Origin of the sequence: Enterococcus silesiacus (assembly GCF_001886225.1) — a bacterium.
GTDB classification, from domain to species: domain Bacteria; phylum Bacillota; class Bacilli; order Lactobacillales; family Enterococcaceae; genus Enterococcus_L; species Enterococcus_L silesiacus.
On the sequence record NZ_JXLC01000004.1, the window covers coordinates 87,751 to 106,280 of the forward strand.

20 protein-coding genes, 1 other RNA gene and 1 pseudogene are annotated in these 18,530 nt (G+C 36.3%); 4 read left to right on the forward strand and 18 right to left on the reverse strand.

What is annotated here, in order from left to right:
* Positions 1-37: 37 nt before the first annotated feature.
* The 9 genes and pseudogenes from RV15_RS03990 to RV15_RS04030 all read right to left on the reverse strand — a co-directional run bounded on the left by RV15_RS03990 (position 38) and on the right by RV15_RS04030 (position 9,241).
* Positions 38-670 (reverse strand): metal-binding protein ZinT, encoded by a 633-nt coding sequence (locus RV15_RS03990; protein WP_217265799.1) that lies wholly within the window; start codon positions 668-670, stop codon positions 38-40.
* A 283-nt stretch (positions 671-953) separates the two neighbouring features.
* Positions 954-2,714: a choline/carnitine O-acyltransferase gene (locus tag RV15_RS03995; RefSeq protein ID WP_071876766.1), complete on the reverse strand. Its 1,761-nt coding sequence runs from the start codon at positions 2,712-2,714 to the stop codon at positions 954-956.
* A gap of 125 nt (positions 2,715-2,839) precedes the next feature.
* Positions 2,840-3,286 carry a D-aminoacyl-tRNA deacylase gene (gene dtd, locus RV15_RS04000; protein WP_071876767.1) on the reverse strand — a complete coding sequence of 149 codons (447 nt, stop codon included), beginning with the start codon at positions 3,284-3,286 and terminating at the stop codon, positions 2,840-2,842.
* Positions 3,287-3,297: 11 nt separating this feature from the next.
* Complete coding sequence (locus RV15_RS04005) at positions 3,298-5,511, reverse strand: RelA/SpoT family protein (RefSeq protein WP_071876768.1); 2,214 nt, start codon at positions 5,509-5,511, stop codon at positions 3,298-3,300.
* A 231-nt stretch (positions 5,512-5,742) separates the two neighbouring features.
* Positions 5,743-6,390 carry a deoxyribose-phosphate aldolase gene (locus RV15_RS04010; protein WP_071876769.1) on the reverse strand — a complete coding sequence of 216 codons (648 nt, stop codon included), beginning with the start codon at positions 6,388-6,390 and terminating at the stop codon, positions 5,743-5,745.
* 17 nt (positions 6,391-6,407) lie between these two features.
* Positions 6,408-7,157: a 16S rRNA (uracil(1498)-N(3))-methyltransferase gene (locus RV15_RS04015; RefSeq protein WP_071876770.1), complete on the reverse strand. Its 750-nt coding sequence runs from the start codon at positions 7,155-7,157 to the stop codon at positions 6,408-6,410.
* A 1-nt stretch (position 7,158) separates the two neighbouring features.
* Positions 7,159-8,106 carry a 50S ribosomal protein L11 methyltransferase gene (gene prmA / locus RV15_RS04020; RefSeq protein WP_071876771.1) on the reverse strand — a complete coding sequence of 316 codons (948 nt, stop codon included), beginning with the start codon at positions 8,104-8,106 and terminating at the stop codon, positions 7,159-7,161.
* A gap of 14 nt (positions 8,107-8,120) precedes the next feature.
* Positions 8,121-8,606 carry a DUF3013 family protein gene (locus RV15_RS04025; protein WP_071876772.1) on the reverse strand — a complete coding sequence of 162 codons (486 nt, stop codon included), beginning with the start codon at positions 8,604-8,606 and terminating at the stop codon, positions 8,121-8,123.
* A pseudogene (locus tag RV15_RS04030) lies at positions 8,542-9,241 on the reverse strand (DNA-3-methyladenine glycosylase). The gene RV15_RS04025 and the pseudogene RV15_RS04030 overlap by 65 nt, the downstream one beginning before the upstream one ends.
* Positions 9,242-9,536: 295 nt before the next feature.
* Between RV15_RS04030 and RV15_RS04035 the strand changes: the two are divergent.
* The 4 genes from RV15_RS04035 to RV15_RS04050 all read left to right on the forward strand — a co-directional run bounded on the left by RV15_RS04035 (position 9,537) and on the right by RV15_RS04050 (position 12,002).
* Positions 9,537-10,826, forward strand: a complete 1,290-nt coding sequence (locus RV15_RS04035; RefSeq protein ID WP_071876773.1) for a replication-associated recombination protein A — start codon at positions 9,537-9,539, stop codon at positions 10,824-10,826.
* Positions 10,827-10,887: 61 nt separating this feature from the next.
* A non-coding RNA gene (gene ssrS / locus RV15_RS04040) (6S RNA) lies at positions 10,888-11,081 on the forward strand.
* A gap of 68 nt (positions 11,082-11,149) precedes the next feature.
* Positions 11,150-11,428 (forward strand): hypothetical protein, encoded by a 279-nt coding sequence (locus RV15_RS04045; RefSeq protein ID WP_071876774.1) that lies wholly within the window; start codon positions 11,150-11,152, stop codon positions 11,426-11,428.
* Between the two features lie 97 nt (positions 11,429-11,525).
* Positions 11,526-12,002: a universal stress protein gene (locus RV15_RS04050; protein WP_071876775.1), complete on the forward strand. Its 477-nt coding sequence runs from the start codon at positions 11,526-11,528 to the stop codon at positions 12,000-12,002.
* A 235-nt stretch (positions 12,003-12,237) separates the two neighbouring features.
* Here the strand turns inward: RV15_RS04050 and RV15_RS04055 are convergent, their stop codons facing one another.
* From RV15_RS04055 to comGA, 9 genes are all read right to left on the reverse strand, one after another.
* Positions 12,238-13,425: an acetate kinase gene (locus tag RV15_RS04055; RefSeq protein WP_071876776.1), complete on the reverse strand. Its 1,188-nt coding sequence runs from the start codon at positions 13,423-13,425 to the stop codon at positions 12,238-12,240.
* Between the two features lie 26 nt (positions 13,426-13,451).
* Positions 13,452-14,459, reverse strand: a complete 1,008-nt coding sequence (locus tag RV15_RS04060) for a class I SAM-dependent methyltransferase (protein WP_071876777.1) — start codon at positions 14,457-14,459, stop codon at positions 13,452-13,454.
* Between the two features lie 233 nt (positions 14,460-14,692).
* Entirely contained in the window at positions 14,693-15,070 is a 378-nt protein-coding gene (gene comGG, locus RV15_RS04065) for a competence type IV pilus minor pilin ComGG (protein WP_245791233.1), read from the reverse strand.
* A complete protein-coding gene (gene comGF, locus RV15_RS04070) occupies positions 15,048-15,530 on the reverse strand; it encodes a competence type IV pilus minor pilin ComGF (protein ID WP_071876778.1) in 483 nt (160 codons plus the stop codon). Before comGF ends, comGG begins: the two co-directional genes overlap by 23 nt.
* A complete protein-coding gene (gene comGE / locus RV15_RS04075; protein WP_071876779.1) occupies positions 15,496-15,819 on the reverse strand; it encodes a competence type IV pilus minor pilin ComGE in 324 nt (107 codons plus the stop codon). The genes comGF and comGE overlap by 35 nt, the downstream gene beginning before the upstream one ends.
* Positions 15,794-16,216: a competence type IV pilus minor pilin ComGD gene (comGD, locus tag RV15_RS04080; protein ID WP_139242976.1), complete on the reverse strand. Its 423-nt coding sequence runs from the start codon at positions 16,214-16,216 to the stop codon at positions 15,794-15,796. The genes comGE and comGD overlap by 26 nt, the downstream gene beginning before the upstream one ends.
* An 11-nt stretch (positions 16,217-16,227) precedes the next feature.
* On the reverse strand, positions 16,228-16,518 hold the full coding sequence (gene comGC, locus RV15_RS04085) for a competence type IV pilus major pilin ComGC (protein WP_071876781.1): 291 nt from the start codon (positions 16,516-16,518) through the stop codon (positions 16,228-16,230).
* Positions 16,515-17,537 carry a competence type IV pilus assembly protein ComGB gene (gene comGB, locus RV15_RS04090; RefSeq protein ID WP_245791234.1) on the reverse strand — a complete coding sequence of 341 codons (1,023 nt, stop codon included), beginning with the start codon at positions 17,535-17,537 and terminating at the stop codon, positions 16,515-16,517. Before comGB ends, comGC begins: the two co-directional genes overlap by 4 nt.
* Complete coding sequence (gene comGA / locus RV15_RS04095) at positions 17,515-18,477, reverse strand: competence type IV pilus ATPase ComGA (RefSeq protein ID WP_071876782.1); 963 nt, start codon at positions 18,475-18,477, stop codon at positions 17,515-17,517. The genes comGB and comGA overlap by 23 nt, the downstream gene beginning before the upstream one ends.
* Positions 18,478-18,530: the final 53 nt, after the last annotated feature.

The window sequence follows — 18,530 nt, forward strand, 5'->3', positions numbered from 1 at the left end:
GACATTCACTTTTGTTTCACAACCTCTTTTTCTATGCCTAATGATGATGTAACATATCGTGGACGATATCAGCACCCGATAAATCACTCTTATAATACGTTGGCCAATGATCTAATTCTTTCAGCAATACTTCTTGGCTTTCATTTCCAAAATATAAATGAAAATGTTCAGGCTTCGTTGGTTCGATGTTATGATCGCTAAATTGAATATTCTTAGGCGCTCCGCTATTGTCGTCGCTCGTACTAAATAAATAGCGCGCTCCTTTTTTACCAGAATCATAGGTCAAAATTCGGTAGCCATCGTATTGATAGTCCGCCTTGTGAGACATATGTCCTTTAAAAAATTCAACTGTATTCCCATTGATAACGATCCGATCAGTGTCTGTTTCATACCCTACAGAATAATACTGTTTATACTCCTCAAAATTTTTCTCTTGCTTTTCTTCAACTTTGTGTTCAAGAACCTTATCCAGAGTGCCATCCAGTAAAAATGGATAAATAGATTGCCAATCACCTGACCAGTCCTCCAGTGTGCGATTTTGTACCTCTTCGTCTGTGAATTCTCCGTCATGGCTATGCTTATGTGTATGGTTATGTGTGTCCTTGGCTTCCGATATCTGACTTGTTGTAGATTTTGTTTCAGCTGTTTCTCTATTTTTTTTGTCCCGCACAGCCACTAACGATTAATGCCCCTAGTATAAGAATCCCCAATCCTTTAAGTAACGTTAAACTGTTCTTTTTCATCTATGAACCTCCACTTTTTTTATTGTCGATTAAATCTAGTTTATTGCTCCTTTCTGTTTTACGATAAACAAAACGTAATGATTACGATTTAATCACGATATTTTATACTATCTTTCAGAAAAAGACAATAGAAATAAAAAAATACTACAAATAACAAGAGCTCATGAAAAGCCTTCTCCTGATTATTTGTAGTATTTTTTATGTTTTTTACTAAATCCCTAAAAGATCTGTTAAAGAAAGCAATGCGCTAGAAATGGCTTCCAGCAACTGGATTGCTTCATTTTCATATATTTTTTTAGCAGAGATAGTTAAAATCACTCGTTCTTCCAGAATACCATAATAAATCCCAAACCCTGTTTTATTAACTGGCCCAAAGCTAAATGATTCTAATAAATCATATGGGATTCCCGTAGTTGATATGAAGTCTTCACCTAATAATCTGAGGGCTTTTACAGAGAAAAATGTCAACCCTTCCTCTGGATTAAGCGCCATTTTTTGCAGACCAAACAAATGACGTTCTACGCCCTTACCATTTTGACATTGGATGATGCGATCAGAATGAGCGGTTGCAGCCGTAACAAATAATTCAATTAATTTCTCCTTAGATGTTGGCTCTGTCTGGTTATAAAATGCTTCTGCGAACTGCTTTTTCTCTTGACTTACTGAACGAGCAGATTCGGTTCGTCCTTCGTAATACATACGCATTGCAACAGGCTCATAAACAGATTTTAGTTGTCCAAATACCTTTTGCTGTGCCATTGTCAACGCAATATGGAAAAAAGCATCTGGACTTACTTTCGCTTTTTTCATCCGTTCTTTACCAACTTCCGAAATCACTTGGTGTTTGAGTATATACGAGCTATTCTCAACTTCTACAAGCTTTTGGGCATCTTCTAAAGTTTTAATCAATTGATTGTCCAATAACCATTCAAATTGTTGGACTAACTCGGAAGAACGTTTTTTAGTATCTTCTTGCTTCAACTCATCAAATGACTCGAAAACTTGTGTCAGTAAGTTTAATGTTGGAACACCATCGATTGCTGTGTGTTCCATATTGAAACCAATACGACCATTTTTCGTGATAACTGCCTGTGTCGTTTTTGCTAGAAACTGATGGCTTGTATTCAATAAAACATCCGTAATTCGTTCTTCTTTTGACTCATCCTCTTCGTCTGAAAAACTCAAAACAAATAATGCTTCTTCGATTTGTTTGAGATTATAGCTGTTCAGCTCATCTTTTTTTAGCTGTTGATAAATTAAATTAGATTGTTCTCTTTCAACGCCCGTTAGATAAGGAAGTAGAGTCTCTCCTTGTTTTGGGACAATCTCAAGAGAAAGAATATAATTCAAGCTTGCCAGTATTTGCTCAAAAGAATAAAGAGTTCCAGAATTATTTGTCACCTCTAGACGAAAGTAGGTACCGTTTACAAAAATCACAATATAATTTTCAGCAGCTTTTATTTCTCCTCTGTAAAAAGAATCTCGCTCATTTCCAGGTATTCGGCAACTTTTGAAGAAATTTAAATAAAAAGACATATCGACAGTTTGATTATTTTTTGTATATTCGATTGGATATGTTCCGTTCGCTAAACTCAGATAAATAGTGGTCATTTGATAGATTAGCTGAGCCGCTCGCATTTCTTTCGATTTCATTTGATCATAATAGCGCTCATCAATGACCAAAGCAAAGTTTGACTCGCTTTGTAAATGACCTCGACTCTCTAAATAGCTTTCTTGCCAAAAGGGGGCTAGCCAACTTCCAGCTCGACTTTCCGCATACTCCACTAAATCTTTTTGCAATAACAGACCATCAGATACACTAAATGTTATGGCTCTTTTTTGAAACTCTTTTAATTCTTCTAATGTAACCAGTGGTCTCAACCAATCAGTCAATGCAACGAGGGTTTCGTGTAATTCTGGTACAGGTAACTTTTTTAAATTTGGTAATAGTTCTTCTTGATATTTTTCCATCTTACACCTCAACAATCACTTTATGCTCATTATACCAAGCATTTGCTTTTCATATGTCTCTTTTTTATAACTTATTTAAAAAACACCATTCTTACTGACACGCATTGTAAGAATGATGCTTTTGATTATTTATCGTTTGTATCAATAATGATCGTGACTGGTCCATCATTGATCAATGAAACGGCCATGTCTGCACCGAATTCACCAGTTTCGACAGGAATATCCAGTTCTTTAAGCTGTTTATTGAACAAATCATATAAAGGAATGGCCACCTCAGGTCGGGCAGCTTCTATAAAACTAGGACGATTGCCTTTTTTAGTATCGGCATACAAGGTAAATTGAGAAACACTTAAAATACTCCCTTGAATGTCTTGGATACTCAGATTCATTTTGCCCTCAGCATCTTCAAATACGCGAAGTTTACTGATTTTACGGACTAAATAGGCAACATCTTCTACACTATCTGATTGATGGATGCCAAGTAAAATCATAAAGCCTTGGTCTATTTTCCCAACACTGTTTTGGTCGATCTTAACTTCAGCTTGGCTGACACGTTGGATGACTGCTCTCATATCTATTCCTCCTAGCCATTGGTTCGACGAACATTATAAACGTCTGGTATGTTCTTGATTTTATCAACGATTGTTTTTAAATGGGCTAGATTTTGGATTTTTACCGTCACATGGATCATCGCCATTTTATTTTTCGTTGGTTTGGCTTCTACGCTGACTAAATTTTTGGTCATTGAACTAATCACTTGTAGGACATCATTCAATAATCCGCTGCGATTATAGCCATAAATTTCTAGATCAGCATCGTATTCTTTATTTGAATTATCGGTATCTTCCCACTCAACTTCAATCAATCGCTGCGCCAGTTCTTCTTGATGCTGAACGTTAGGACAATCTGCTCTATGAATTGACACGCCACGACCTTTCGTGATGTAACCGACGATTTCATCTCCTGGTACCGGATTACAGCAGCGGCTGATGCGAACAAGTAGATTTTCTACGCCTTGAATCACGATCCCGCCTTCATGACGAACTTTCATTTTATCCGATTCTTTTTTGACAGGTTGTGTCATCAATTCGTCAGCCTCTTGTTTTTGACGCTCCATTTCTTGTTCTTTACGTTCTTTTTCTGTTAAACGATTAAAGACCACTTGGGCACTGATTTCACCATACCCAACAGCTGCATACAGATCATCTTCGGTTTGGAAGTTAAAACGATCGAGCGCCTCAGCTAGCTTTGTTTTTCCTAAGAATTCTTTTGGTGCAAAACCATGCTCGATTAAATATTTACTGATTGCATCGTGCCCTTTGATAATATTGACTTCACGGTCTTGGACTTTAAAGAAACGTTTGATTTTGTTTCGTGCCTTACTTGTGGCTACCATTTTTAACCAATCTCGGCTTGGTCCAAAAGAATTCGGTGAGGTCAAGACTTCAATGATATCCCCATTTTTCAATGTATAGTCCAACTGAACCATTTTTCCGTTAACTTTCGCACCTGTCGTCTTATTTCCGATTTCAGTATGCACGCTATACGCAAAATCTAAGGGGCCGGAGCCTTTTGGCAGTTCAGTCACTTCACCTGTTGGTGTGAAAACATAAACCTTATCACTGAAAATATCGCCTTTCACACTTTCCATAAACTCAGAAGCATCATAGCTTTCGTCTTGCAACTCAAGAATCTCACGGAACCAACTTAATTGTTTTGTATCATTATCTTCATCGATTTTTTCCGTTTTACCTTCTTTATACGCCCAGTGAGCTGCTACCCCAAATTCTGCGATTTGATGCATTTCATGAGTTCTGATCTGTACTTCTACTGGATTCCCTTTGGGCCCAATAACTGTTGTATGGATTGATTGATACATATTTGCTTTAGGCATCGCAATATAATCTTTAAAGCGTCCCGGCATTGGTGTCCATTTCGTATGGATCGCACCTAATACAGCATAACAGTCCTTGATTGAATCGACGATGACCCGGATCGCCAGTAAATCATAAATTTCATTAAACTGCTTCTTGTGGTCCTTCATTTTACGATAAATCGAATAAATATGTTTTGGTCGACCGTAGATTTCAGCATAAATATCTAAATCCTCTGTTGCTAAACGTATATCTTCAACAGCTTCTTCAACATATGCTTCGCGCTCGTCTCTTTTACTTTGCATTAGATTCACGATACGATAATACTGATTTGGGTTAATATAGCGTAGAGCTGTATCTTCTAGTTCCCATTTGATGCGGCTGATCCCTAAACGATGAGCAAGCGGCGCATAGATTTCGATCGTCTCTTGGGCAATTCGGCGTTGTTTATCTTCACGTAGATGCTTTAATGTCCGCATGTTATGCAGACGGTCAGCTAATTTTACCATAATCACGCGCAAATCTTGAGCCATTGCTAATAACATTTTTCGATGGTTTTCAGCTAACTGTTCTTCGTGAGATTTATATTTTATTTTTCCAAGCTTAGTCACGCCGTCAACTAACATCGCAACATCAGACCCAAATTCATTGGCTAGATCTTCAAGTGTTACATCTGTATCTTCGACTACATCATGCAAAAAACCTGTTGCAACAGTATGTGGATCCATCCGTAATTCAGCTAAAATCCCTGCAACCTGAATTGGATGAATAAAATAAGGTTCCCCAGATTGTCTCACTTGACCTTCATGCGCTTTTTCCGCATAGTCACACGCTTTTTGAACAAAAGCAACATGTTGTGGCGCCATATATTTCGATACCAGTTTAATAACTCCTGGTCCGGTCATAATTTCCTCTTTTGGCATTATTTATCACTCCTTTGTCCCTAATCGCAATGTTGCTCTGTTATTTACGCTCTAACATTTAAAATAGAGATTATGTAAAAAATATTGGTAGCACCTGATTTATCTAGCTCAACATAGTTTTTCTAATTAGTGTTATGTCCGTTTAAAAAAAGAAAAGCACCACTTGAAACAGTAGCACTTCCAACATCTTTTATTATACTAAATTTCGCCAAATTTTCAATTCCTCACGTTTTAATTCCATTTTGAAATCAATGGCAAAATCTCACGGCCGTTGCTAATCCCAATATAAGAAGCTCCTGCTTGAAACAACAGCTCGATTTCAAGTAAGGTTGGCGCTTTTACATTTACTTGAAAAGTCATTTGTTTTTTTCTGCCGGTTCTAAGAAGGCTCATATCATAGATCGCTTGTTCCATCGTTAAATTTACCCCTAAAGAAATAGCACTAACATTTAACGTAGCAATATCCATTGTTAATACTTGCTTTTGATTACCTGTTAGTTGACTGCTATCTAAAAAGTAGCCTAGAGCATTCCGCCCAAATGACAGCTGCTCCAACGCTTGAAAACTTTGATTTCCATGAAGTGGCAGTTGTTCAGGCGTCATAGTTACAAAAACGTCAGATGCACCGTCTCTATACAATTGTCCTGTTTCAAAGGCTTTTTTTGCTAAAGTTCCGCTACCAAGCGGAAAATCAACGAAACTGCCCACTTGAATCATCGTTCCAGTTAATAGTTGCTTTGCTCTAGCAACATTATAAGGCAAAACAAAAATTGAACGAACAGGAAATTCCTTTAGAAAAAGGATCTCTTCTGTAAACTGTTGATCTGTACACAACGGATCTATTAACATAATTGAAATTTTCTGCAACTCTAACTCCATAAATAGCCCCCTAAACCTTACACTAATTCAAATTGATAACTAATAGCACTCAAAGCATAGAGCGGTGCCGTTTCTGCACGTAAAATGCGCGGACCCAAGCCGCAAATAATTCCCTTGTGCTCTTGAAATTCTGCTATTTCATCTGGTGAAAAACCACCTTCTGGTCCAAATATGATCAAAAGAGAGTCACCAGCAGACAGTTCAGAAAGGACCGTTGCAAAACAGCTGCGTTCCCCAATTTTGGCCGATTCTTCGTAAGCGATCAAGACTTTATCATAACTGGAAAACCTCTCGATCAACGCTTGCTCTTTTTCTAATAATACAATATCTGGCGCAAACTGGCGATGAGATTGCTCAGCTGCTTCTGTCGCTATTTTTTTCAAACGCTCTGTTTTTTTCGCTAACTTTTTGTGATCCCATTTTACTACAGAAGCTTTAGCTGGAAATCCTATAAATTTATGACTGCCTAGTTCGGTTCCTTTTTGAACGATCCATTCTAGTTTATCTCCTTTTGGATAACCACATGCGATCGTCACATTGATCGGCAGCTCTTTTTCTGCTTTTTCTTTACTGACTTCTTTTAAATAAACGGCGTCTTCTGTAATATCTGTGATTTCAGCAATAATTGCTAGACGATCACTAAATGCTAAGAAAACTTTTTGCGTCGGTTCCATCCGCATCACTCGAACAATATGATGATAGTTTTCTCCTGTAATCATATAAAGCTCTTTGGTCTCATAAGGCTCCGTCAAAAAATACCGCTGCATGTTACTCTTCCTCAGTTTTCTTTAAAATAATCGCGTACCAATCGCCTTGTTGAAAAATCTGATCTACAAGAAAACCCATCTCTGTCATTTTCTCTAAGATCATCGCTTTTTTCTCATGTATAATTCCTGAAACAATCAAGGTTCCATCATTTTTTAATAAACGCCAGGCATCCTCGATCATTAAAGTAATGATATCCGCTAAAATATTTGCTACGATTACATCTGCTTCGATTGTTACATTTTTCAATAAATCATTAGCTGAAACATGTACATCACTAGCAATCGGATTCATATCCATATTTTCTTTTGCTGCTGTTACGGCCACTTCATCTAAATCATAAGCATGCACTTCTTTTGCGCCTAAATATTTGCTGGCAATGCTTAACACTCCTGAACCAGTCCCAACATCAAGTAACGTTTCACCGCCACGTAAGACTGTTTCCAGCGCTTGCAACGTTAAACGTGTTGTAGGATGTGTTCCTGTCCCAAAAGCCATTCCAGGATCTAAAGTAATGATCTTTTCAAACTGATCTTGTGCTTCATATTTTTCCCAGCTTGGAACAATCGTTAGAAAACGCGTCACACGAACTGGATGATAATATTTTTTCCAAGCTGTGGCCCAATCACTTTCAGCGACTTCGCTAACGCTCACTTCGTTCTTGCCGATTGCAAGACCAAATTCCGGTAAGCGAGTGATACTTTCTTTGATAAAAGGCAAAATTTCTGGCAAGAAGGTTGTTTCTGGAAAATAGGCCATTACTAAAGCACCATCTTTAATATGTGTAAATTGCTCCTTATCAAGTAATTCTCCGTAAAGATCACTTTGGAAATTTTCAACGTCTAAAGAATCTTCAATAGCTACACCACTAGCTCCTGCTTCCATCATAATATTTGAGATTGCCTCAACCGCTTCACTGGCTGTTTCTACTTTTACTTCTGTCCACTTCATACGATCACCTCTTTTTAATAGCTTGGATAAGCGATATACGTGTCGCCATCTGCCTGTTGATATTTTTTTATCGCGGTTTCAAAAGCCTCTTGCGACCATTTCAGTTCAAACACTTCTTGATTTTCATCTGTTAAAAAGTCTAATAAATCACTTTGACCTTCAGTCAGCACTTCATTTAAATAGTCCACAAAGCCGTCCAAAACAGACTGATTGATGCCTTTTTTACCTTCATAAGGAATGACAGCTAAATATTCTTCCTCATCAACAGATGTTTTTTCAGGATGGTAAAACAACACACCATCTTCAAATTCAATGATCTCCTCTTCTGAGATGGTTCCTTGCCGATCGTCGATTTGTTCATGTTCAGTATTTTCAGCGAATAATCGAAAGACAACTTCGATGGAATGATTTTTTGTATTCCAATCAAGAGCTACATCATATTCTGTAATTTTTTGGGTCATTTGTTGATCTAAATAAGTCAACATGGTTACTTTTTTCATTTATTTTCTTCCTTCCAGCCAAAAGTTTTCTGATTGATATCATTTCTTCGTTGTTTGGATATATACGGATTCCCTGAGACAGCATATCTTAACGGCTGCTCTGTCCAGATACCTTTATTTGGTATCCCAATTCGAGGTAGTGAGATGATTTTCTTTGGTGTTTTTCTTTTTTCAGGAACAATCCTAAGTGTACTGTCAAAAATCGATTGACCGTATAGTTCTCTGTCAATTCCTAAAGCTGCCACTAATTTCCCAGGTCCATTAGATAACTCGATTCCTTTTCGGCCATTACGGTTTTCTTCCATTTTTTTGATCCCTTTAACGGGTTCGATTGCCCGAATCATTACTCCTTGCGGCTTGCCCTTTTCTTGAGTCACCATATTTAAGATCAAATGAGTATGCATGGTGTATAGATAAATGGTTCCTGGTTGCTCATACATCGCCTTTAATCGTGGGGTATTTCTCAATCCAAAACTGTGAGCCGCTTCATCTTCCGGTCCTAAATATGCTTCTGTATCAACAATGTACCCTGCAAGAATGCCAGAATTTGTTTCATGTTCTAAGTACATGCCCAGTAAAAATTGAGCGATTTCTTCAGTCGACTTTGTATTAAAAAAATTTATTGTTTCATTCATTATTTTTCACCACTTCCTATCATACACGAATCGAGGTCTATTATCCATTGAAATAATGGACAACTAATGCGGTAAATGTCTGTTTTTTATGGTTTTTATATGCAAAATCAGCTCAAATACAAACGTACGTTCTTTGTGGTATAATAGATAGAGAATTTATTTTCCAGCTTCACGGGCGAGCTCCTCAGAAAAAGATAAAAATAGATTGTGGCAAAGAGCACCACCTTCCATTTTTCCTATTTTTCTGTCGAGGTTGAACGAGCCCGCTACGCTTTTAAAATAAGGAGGTCCAACGATGCAACAACCATTAGCTTTTCGTATGCGGCCGCGTAATTTAGATGAGGTCGTTGGTCAGCAACAACTTGTTGGTCCAAGCAAAATCATCCGCAGAATGGTGGAAGCGCGCATGCTTTCATCCATGATTCTATATGGTCCCCCAGGAACTGGCAAGACTAGTATCGCAAGCGCAATCGCAGGTTCTACAAACTATGCTTTTCGCCTTTTAAATGCCGCAACAGATACTAAAAAAGATCTGCAAATCGTTGCAGAGGAAGCTAAAATGAGCGGTACTGTGATCTTATTACTGGATGAGGTCCACCGTTTAGATAAGACAAAACAAGATTTTTTACTACCCCATCTTGAAAGTGGTAGAATTATTATGATCGGGGCGACAACCGAGAATCCGTATATTACAATTAATCCAGCGATTCGTAGCCGAACACAAATTTTTGAAGTTAAACCATTAACGGAGTTGGACATTCAAAAAGCGATCAAAGAAGCCTTAGCTGATAAAGAACGTGGTTTGGGTGAGTATCCTGTTGTTTTAGAAGAAAAAGCTCTGCAGCACTTATCCCGTGCCACAAACGGTGACTTACGCAGTGCCTTAAACGGATTAGAATTAGCAGTAAAATCCACACCTGAAAATGAAAATAATCAAATTGAACTTACGCTGTCGATCATTGAAGAATGTGTCCAACGTAAGGCTTTGACCCATGATAAAAATGGTGATGCTCATTATGATGTAATCTCGGCTTTTCAAAAATCGATTCGCGGAAGTGACGTTGACGCAGCGCTTCATTACCTGGCCAGACTTGTTGAGGCTGGCGATTTACCGATTATTTGCCGCCGCTTAATGGTGATTGCTTATGAAGATATCGGTTTAGGAAACCCGCCAGCCGCAGCTCGGACAATCACAGCTGTGCAAGCTGCCGAAAAATTAGGCTTTCCAGAAGCCCGCATCCCTCTAGCTAGTGTGGTTATTGATTTGTGCCTGTCACCAAAATCTAATTCTGCTATTAGTGCCATTGATGCTGCTTTGTCCGATATTCGTGATGGAAAAGCAGGAGATGTCCCTGATCATTTACGAGATAGCCATTACTCAGGTGCGAAAGATTTAAATCGCGGAATCGGTTATCAATATCCGCATAACTTTGAGAATGCTTGGGTTGATCAGCAATATCTTCCAGATAAAATAAAAAATGCACATTATTATGAACCTATTGATACTGGAAAATATGAACAAGCGCTACACCAACAATATCAACGGATTCAAGAGTGGAAAAAAGGGAAAAAAACAAAAAAATAATCGCTTTCAAATTTAGGCACCCTCGTTGCTGTTTGTTCTATATTGTGCTATTATAAAGATGGTAAATCTGTGATGTACGCGTTGTCTTTTTTGTGTGTTGACCGAACATTTTATTGATATCTAGGGATCCTTCTGGTACCTAAGCTGGTAACAAGCCTTTTCATTTGGTAGTTCGAAGCTGTCAGTCGTGGAACCCACCTGCTTTGTTTGCGGGTTCAATACTATAGGACGAATAACGGCATCGACGGATTTTACCATTTTTATTAGACTACCTAACAATTTGCGAAGTGCAAATTGTTTTTTATTTGATGGAGGTTCTTTCAATGGTTCGCGTACTTATTTTTATATCCGTAGCATTATTAGTGATTATTGGGGTTTATTTATTAAAAAAAGCAACAGTTTTTTTACCGCTGATGCATAATGGAGAACCTGATGAAAATAAACAATTTTTACATCAGTTTGGTGTTTTTTATCTGATCTTAGCTGCAATTGGGATTTTAGTTGGGCTCTTTAATTTAAAGTTTTTTTCTCTGTTTTACATTTTTAGTTTACTTGTGATTTCAGCTATATTCAGTGTTATGTTTGCCAAGAAGATTCTATAATAGTATCTTCTTTTTTATTTTCTTTTTTGACGATTTTGTTCTACAATTAAACTATCAAGAACTATGTAATTTCAACTATTTGAAAGGAGTGGTCACAATGTTACAAAATTATCGTAAAATCATGGTTGCAGTTGATGGATCATCTGAAGCAGAATTAGCTTTTCAAAAAGCAATGAACGTTGCCATGAGAAATGATGCAGAATTACTTCTAGCTCATGTTATTGATACACGGGCTTTTCAATCTGTTTCTTCATTTGATGGTGTTTTAGCAGAACAAGCTACAGAAATGGCAAAACAAACGCTTGAAGGTTATAAAAAACAAGCAAAAGAGCATGGTTGTGAGAAAGTGTCCAGTATCATTGAATATGGTTCACCCAAGCCTTTAATTGCAAAACAACTGCCTAAAGATCAAGAAGTGGATCTAATTATGTTAGGTGCCACCGGTCTAAATGCAGTTGAACGATTATTTATCGGCTCTGTTTCTGAATACGTTATCCGCAATGCAGCCTGTGACGTGTTAGTCGTAAGAACAGACTTAGCTAATAAAGTCCCTGTTCAACAAGATGATGAATAGTACTCAACCATAAAAAAAAATTTTTATACTAATTTATTGAACAAAGTTTAGTTCAATTTCAAAGGATTTAGAAATAACTAAAAGAAGTTATTTCTAAATCCTTTAACATGAGTGGAAATTCAATTAATTATCTGCATCACCTAAAAAACGAAGACCGAAAATCTTTTTCATGATTTTCGGTCTTCGTTTCTATTGACTTCGAACTAATACCTAAAGCTCTTCTTTTTTATGTTGATTATTTTCTTAGACGTTCAACATCACGAGCAATCATTAATTCTTCATCTGTTGGAATCAATAATACTTTAACTTTAGAATCGTCTGTAGAAATCACTGATTCTTTTCCACGAACATTATTTTTCTCATCATCTAGTTCACAACCAAACCAAGTCATACCTTTGATTACTTCGCTACGAACATGTGCATCATTTTCACCAATTCCAGCAGTAAAGACAATTGCATCAACACCGTTTAAAACAGTTACGTAACTACCAATGTATTTACGGATACGGTCTGTAAAGATATCATAAGCTACTTGAACTGCTTCTTTATCCATGTTTGCTTCTAAATCACGCATATCACTAGAGATACCAGTCAAACCAAGTAGACCTGATTTTTTATTTAAAATATCAATCATATCTTTGATATCTGTTAATTCAAGTTTTTCCATTAGGTAAGCTAGTAAAGAAGGATCAATATCCCCAGAACGAGTTCCCATTGTTACACCTGCAAGTGGTGTAAAGCCCATTGATGTATCTACAGATTTACCACCATCAACCGCTGTGATTGATGCACCATTACCTAAGTGACAAGTAATGATTTTTAGCTCTTCGATTGGACGACCAAGCATTTCTGCTGCACGCTCAGCAACATATTTATGGCTTGTTCCATGTGCGCCATATTTACGAGCGGCATATTTGTCATAGTATTCAGTTGGAATACTATATAAAAAGTTGTGTTTTGGCATTGTTGTATGGAAAGCCGTATCAAACACAGCAACACTGATAATATTAGGCAAGATTTTTTTGAATGCTTTGATTCCCATTGCATTAGCAGGATTGTGTAATGGCGCAAGATCTGCTAATTTTTCAATTTTTTCTAAAACTTCATCATCAATGACAACAGAATCTTTAAAGTCTTCCCCACCTGCAACCACACGGTGACCAACACCTGTAATTTCATCGAAAGATGCTAAGATGTTCAATTCAGTTAGTTTGTCCAATAACATTTTTACAGCAACATCGTGATCATTGATATCAATAACTTCTTCATATTTTTTGTCATCGCCGTATTTGATTGTAAAGATAGAATCATTTAACCCAATTCGTTCAACGATCCCTTTTGCGATTACTTCTTCATTTGGCATTTGATATAACTGCCATTTTAAACTTGAACTTCCAGCATTGATTGCAATTGTTTTAGACATAATACTCTCCTCTTTTATCAGTTGTTTTATTTTAAATTTGAAGACTTCCAAGCCTCAAATTGTTGAAAAAATTGTGTGATTTTTGCAGGATCTTTCAACGAACCTAATTTTGCAACAAGAACTTCCTTCGCCTGTTCGCTTTGTTCACCTTTATTTTGTACAAATAAAATACTTTTTCTCGACTGAACTGATTGAAAAAGTTCATCTGGTAGTTGGATCATTCCTTGTAGATAAACATTTTTCTGGAGCCAATTTTTAAAGAACGAACTTTGCTCTGTCTCTAAAATATTAGCCGGTATCAAGAATAAACCGTAGCCGTCAGGTTTAACAAATTTCATCGCTTGTTCCATCAATAAATGATGCGCATAACTATGACCTTCTTGCGCTGCTGAGTCAAATTCTTTGACCTTTTCATCATTTGGATAAAATCCGATTGGCAAGTCACTAACTGCTACATCTACAGGATCAACAAGTAAGTCTTGTAATCCATCTTGATGGAATAATTGTATTGCCGCTTTTGTCCATTCATTATTCGTAGCTGAAACAGACAGCAATGTATCATCGATATCGACACCAAAGCCTTGAACAGTGTACTGAGCTATATTCAAGTTAAGAATAATCGTCAATAAAAGATTGCCCATACCAGTTGCAATATCTAAAATTTTAAGCGACTGTTTGGGACTGTATAGCTGTTCGATCAAATAAACAAATAAAAAACCGATGCTATCTGGTGTTAGCTGATGATTTGCTTGTAAGGACTCTATTTTATTCCCTTTAAGTAAAATCAACTGAGACAAACGTCTAATCTCTTCTGGTTCTAATTCGATTGCTTGTAATTGTTGATAAATGGTTTTAAGTTTTTGAACAGTTGGCTCATCCGGCACTCCATCCAGCACACGTACTTGATAATTATCAATGATATTCTCACCGTTTTCAGTGTACGCGTCTAAAAAAGAAGTATCTAAAGAACGTTTTAGTAATTGGATGGCTTGTTCCATTAAACCGAAAGCCTTTTCTATTTTCTCAGGGAACAAAAGAAACACCTCAATTTCCATCTATAATATAACAATTTTCATACCTGTTCTATTTTAACGAAAAACGAGACAATAATCAATCAATTTCCTAATAATATTTATAAATCAATGAACTACTCCTATTTTCACAAAATAAATTAAAAGATTTTAACAGAAATTTTTTCAAAAAAAAGCTCTGTATTAGTTTTTTTTAATATTAGTTTGATACACGCTTCACAAATTTTAAGTAATTGCTATTTTTCACTTTTAATCTGTTCCTTTTGGATTTGTACTTTTTCTTTTTCTCTTTCAAGATATTTTTCTTGAAAAGTATACGTAGTTTGCTTTAACTGAACTGTTAAGTTTAGTGTTGGTTGCTTATATTCGTAATGTAGAGTACCTGTTGAAAAATGTTGATTTCCAGCTTTCTCAAGTGGATACTGCTCTTGCTTAACATCAGAAAGAAACATGCTCACCATGATCTTAGCGCTATAGTAATCTTTCGTCTTTTGCGTAAAACGCTGGGTCAATTGAAAGTCTTCTAAAACGAGTACAAATAAAAAACTAAATAAAAAGACAAATAGTAAAGTCGTGAGTAAAATCCCTCCTTTATAATACTGATTGATTCTCATGCTCCTGCGTGATGATCCATTTTGCTGCAACATTCAAGTTCTCCTCCAAAGTTACTTTTATCAAAATAGCTTTCCCTTCCTCTATAAAATCAGCTTGTTCGACCTCTGTTAGAAGCGGCTGATATCCGCCATTTTCTACTTTTACAATTTTGCCTAGCTTATACTCAATCCAAATCGGCTTATTATTTTTCTGGTTTCTGAGAACGATTTTATTCGCTTGGGTTCTTTCGTAATAGCAGTTTTTCAACTCGTTTTCTAATTGAATCACAAAAATATGCCACTCTTTTTCTTTTACCTTTTTCAACTGTCTGGTCACCGCTGCTGCATTTTTTATTGAAGCTGAAAAAAGTAAACAGATAATCGATAATAGCATCAGTGCGAATAGACATTCTATTAAAGTAAAACCAGCAAATCTTTTTCGTCGATCATTCTCTCTTGAGTGTAAGTGACTCTTTTCCATCTGTAATCTCCACTTCCACTAGCTTATTGTTCGCTTTATAAAAGCGTAGTTGATAATTATTGTTTTCTATACGTACTTCTTGAATTAATTGTCCTCCATGATTTTCATAACGCTTCATTTCCTCATATAAAATCCTATGCAGTAACAATTGCTCAATTGCTTGCTTGTTCTTTTTTAATAAAAATGTGTTTAATGAAACATAGCTCCCGATTATTAAACATAATAATCCCAATGCAAGTAAGCTCTCAAATAAAATATATCCTTTATAAGGATTGAATTTTTTTAACATAGCGACCACTTCCCATTTGAAATTGAAATTCAATCACTTTCTTTTTTTCTTTCCATAAAAAAGAAAATTTTGATAAATTCCCATTATTTCCTGAGTCCTTTTTGAATACAATTTTATTTGGTCCAGTAGCATGCAAGGCTTCCGGAATCAGCAATGATTCATTTTTGGAACTCACAAAACTGATCTGCTGGCTATCCTCAAAAAATACGATCCGTGTATCTATAGTATTTACAACTGCCATCTGTTGGGTAAACAACAGATTTTTTTCAAACGACGATAAAAATTGTTCCACATCCAACACCTGTTTCCACTTATTTATAGCAAGTACCGGAAGCAACATAAAAGTCGTACAAATAAATAACACTACCAAAGATTCCATTAAAGTAAAACCTTTCATGTTATTCACGATCACTTCTTACTCGCTTGATACTTGTCATATTGCTCTTGCGTAATATATTGTTCTTTTAATAACTGTTCTACAGAAGGTGTTTGATTTTTTTCTATTTGGTACAGATCGATCTGTGTTTCAACAATTTTGACGATTGCTTCACTACCTTTTTTGTCTACACTTTCTTTATGCTTTGAAAGGTTTGGAACAAATAATAGAATCAATACAGAAATGATCAACAGCACTACAAGCATTTCTAATAACGTAAAACCAGCAAAATCCATTCGTTTTTTTTTCATATTTCCTTTCATAGAAACTCCTCCATTCCCCCATAAATCGGTAATAACATCGCAGCATAAATACTAACAACCAACAATGCAACAACTAAAAAAATAACAGGTTGAATCCACTGAATTATTCTTTCCATGCGCTTAAAAAAACGCTGCCAGCAAAGTTCACTATACAAAATCAATTCTTTGCCTAAATTCCCTTTGACTTGTCCTTGCTGAATAATCAAAGACAACTCAGGAGAAAAGATAAAAAACTTTGGTAGTTGTTCATAAAACGTTTGTCCTAACATGGATTGCTCTTCTAATGTTTCAGCAAGTTCACTCATCAATGACTGGTGATCCGTTGTTTTCATCACTTGAATGATCATCTTTATTTCTAACCCTTGAGAAAATAATTTGCCCCATTCAAGAGCAAAAAATGCTGAATTATATTCTTTATAAAGTTTTCCTAAAAGAGGTAATTTAGCCATAAAGGCAGCTCTTTGCAAAAAGGTCCTCTTTCTTAAATACCAACGAATCAGAAAAACAAATAATGATAAACTAAAAATAGATGTCAGTATATAATAGGGACTTTGCTGAATAAATTGAACACCTATATTATCTGCTTGAATCGTTCCGTTTGTCATTAATTGAGGCAGCAGAGCTTGGCGAATACTAATCAAAACGACCGTTAAAAAAAGCAAAAGTAAAATCGGATAACTGATTACTTTATAAAAATTTTGCTGTTGCTTATCCAAAACTTTCATATGTTGTTTGATTTTTTCTAGCGTTCCTGCCAAATCTCCGTGTGTTTGAGCAAATTCGATTTGTGTCATGATCGTGGTCTTAAACCCTAATTGAGCCAAGCCACCATGGAGTGAGTCTCCCTGCTCCATAAAACCAATCAAGTAATCAATTGTTGGCCTTGCAATCGAACGAGATTTTTTCATAAATAGTAAACTTTCCTGAATCGTAAATCCATTTTTTAATAAGTCAGCAAGTAACTGGATAAACAGTTGCTGTTGTTGTTTTGATAGCTTAATGCTCTTTTTCTTTTTCAAATGTTTGATTATCGATAAAACCATAGGCCCAAACCTTTCTTAATTCATTTGACCACCTAGAAGTCATTTCTCTAGAAAAGTTATAATCCATAAGCAATCCGCTGACAACCTCATCAGTAGTCGTTCGAAAAGGCAAGAGTCTTTGGTAAATAATGCCCGTTACACATTCAACGATCTCTCTTTGCTGAACGCCTAATTCAATCAAACGCTCAGATACCCCAGTGATACTTCTTGCATGAATCGTTGCAAAAACTGTGTGTCCTGTAAGTGCAGCTCTGATTGCTGCTTGTGCTGTAAGTCCATCTCGAATTTCTCCGATGATTAAAATATCTGGTCGATGGCGTAAACATGCTTTGATCAATACATCATAGGTCAAATCAATTTTAGGATTAGTTTGTAACTGTAAAAAAGATTCTTCCTCGATCTCCACTGGATCTTCTATCGTGATTACTTGCTGAAACTGATCTGTTTCTTTAGCTAGCTTATACATCAGCGTGGTCTTCCCCGACCCAACAGGACCACAAAATAAATGTAACCCGCGATGCTTAATATGATTACGGACAACTGTTAATTGCCGAGGCAAAAAGTAATATTCATGACTGTTTCCAAAAACATGTAAAAAACGGATAACCAAGCTCTCTCTTTGCCTAAAATCTCCAACTGTCGATAACCTTAAACGCAGTTCTTGCTGTTTAAGCTTATACGTTACCGCTCCGACCTGTGCTTTTCTTTTCTCACCAATATCCATACTTCCGATAAACTTAAAATGAAAAATCAACTTCTCTCCTTCACGCTCATTCAATTCTTTAAAAATCACTCGGCTTGCACCTTTCCTAGCAAATATCTGAACGTTATTCTCAATCGGTAACACATAGATGTCCTGTATAGCTTCTTTTATTCCCCATTCAATTAATTCCTGAGAAAGTTCTTTAATATCCATTTCCTTCCCTCCTTACAATAATATACGCAGTTAAAGAGAAAATTATTATTGAA

Bases quoted from the DNA above. Each gene is read 5' to 3' on its own strand.
- RV15_RS03995 (WP_071876766.1), bottom strand. From the start codon at position 2,714: ATGGAAAAATATCAAGAAGAACTATTACCAAATTTAAAAAAGTTACCT.
- dtd (WP_071876767.1), bottom strand. From the start codon at position 3,286: ATGAGAGCAGTCATCCAACGTGTCAGCCAAGCTGAAGTTAAGATCGAC.
- RV15_RS04005 (WP_071876768.1), bottom strand. From the start codon at position 5,511: ATGCCAAAAGAGGAAATTATGACCGGACCAGGAGTTATTAAACTGGTA.
- RV15_RS04010 (WP_071876769.1), bottom strand. From the start codon at position 6,390: ATGGAGTTAGAGTTGCAGAAAATTTCAATTATGTTAATAGATCCGTTG.
- RV15_RS04015 (WP_071876770.1), bottom strand. From the start codon at position 7,157: ATGCAGCGGTATTTTTTGACGGAGCCTTATGAGACCAAAGAGCTTTAT.
- prmA (WP_071876771.1), bottom strand. From the start codon at position 8,106: ATGAAGTGGACAGAAGTAAAAGTAGAAACAGCCAGTGAAGCGGTTGAG.
- RV15_RS04025 (WP_071876772.1), bottom strand. From the start codon at position 8,606: ATGAAAAAAGTAACCATGTTGACTTATTTAGATCAACAAATGACCCAA.
- RV15_RS04035 (WP_071876773.1), top strand. From the start codon at position 9,537: ATGCAACAACCATTAGCTTTTCGTATGCGGCCGCGTAATTTAGATGAG.
- RV15_RS04045 (WP_071876774.1), top strand. From the start codon at position 11,150: ATGGTTCGCGTACTTATTTTTATATCCGTAGCATTATTAGTGATTATT.
- RV15_RS04050 (WP_071876775.1), top strand. From the start codon at position 11,526: ATGTTACAAAATTATCGTAAAATCATGGTTGCAGTTGATGGATCATCT.
- RV15_RS04055 (WP_071876776.1), bottom strand. From the start codon at position 13,425: ATGTCTAAAACAATTGCAATCAATGCTGGAAGTTCAAGTTTAAAATGG.
- comGG (WP_245791233.1), bottom strand. From the start codon at position 15,070: ATGAGAATCAATCAGTATTATAAAGGAGGGATTTTACTCACGACTTTA.
- comGF (WP_071876778.1), bottom strand. From the start codon at position 15,530: ATGGAAAAGAGTCACTTACACTCAAGAGAGAATGATCGACGAAAAAGA.
- comGE (WP_071876779.1), bottom strand. From the start codon at position 15,819: ATGTTAAAAAAATTCAATCCTTATAAAGGATATATTTTATTTGAGAGC.
- comGD (WP_139242976.1), bottom strand. From the start codon at position 16,216: ATGAAAGGTTTTACTTTAATGGAATCTTTGGTAGTGTTATTTATTTGT.
- comGC (WP_071876781.1), bottom strand. From the start codon at position 16,518: ATGAAAGGAAATATGAAAAAAAAACGAATGGATTTTGCTGGTTTTACG.
- comGA (WP_071876782.1), bottom strand. From the start codon at position 18,477: ATGGATATTAAAGAACTTTCTCAGGAATTAATTGAATGGGGAATAAAA.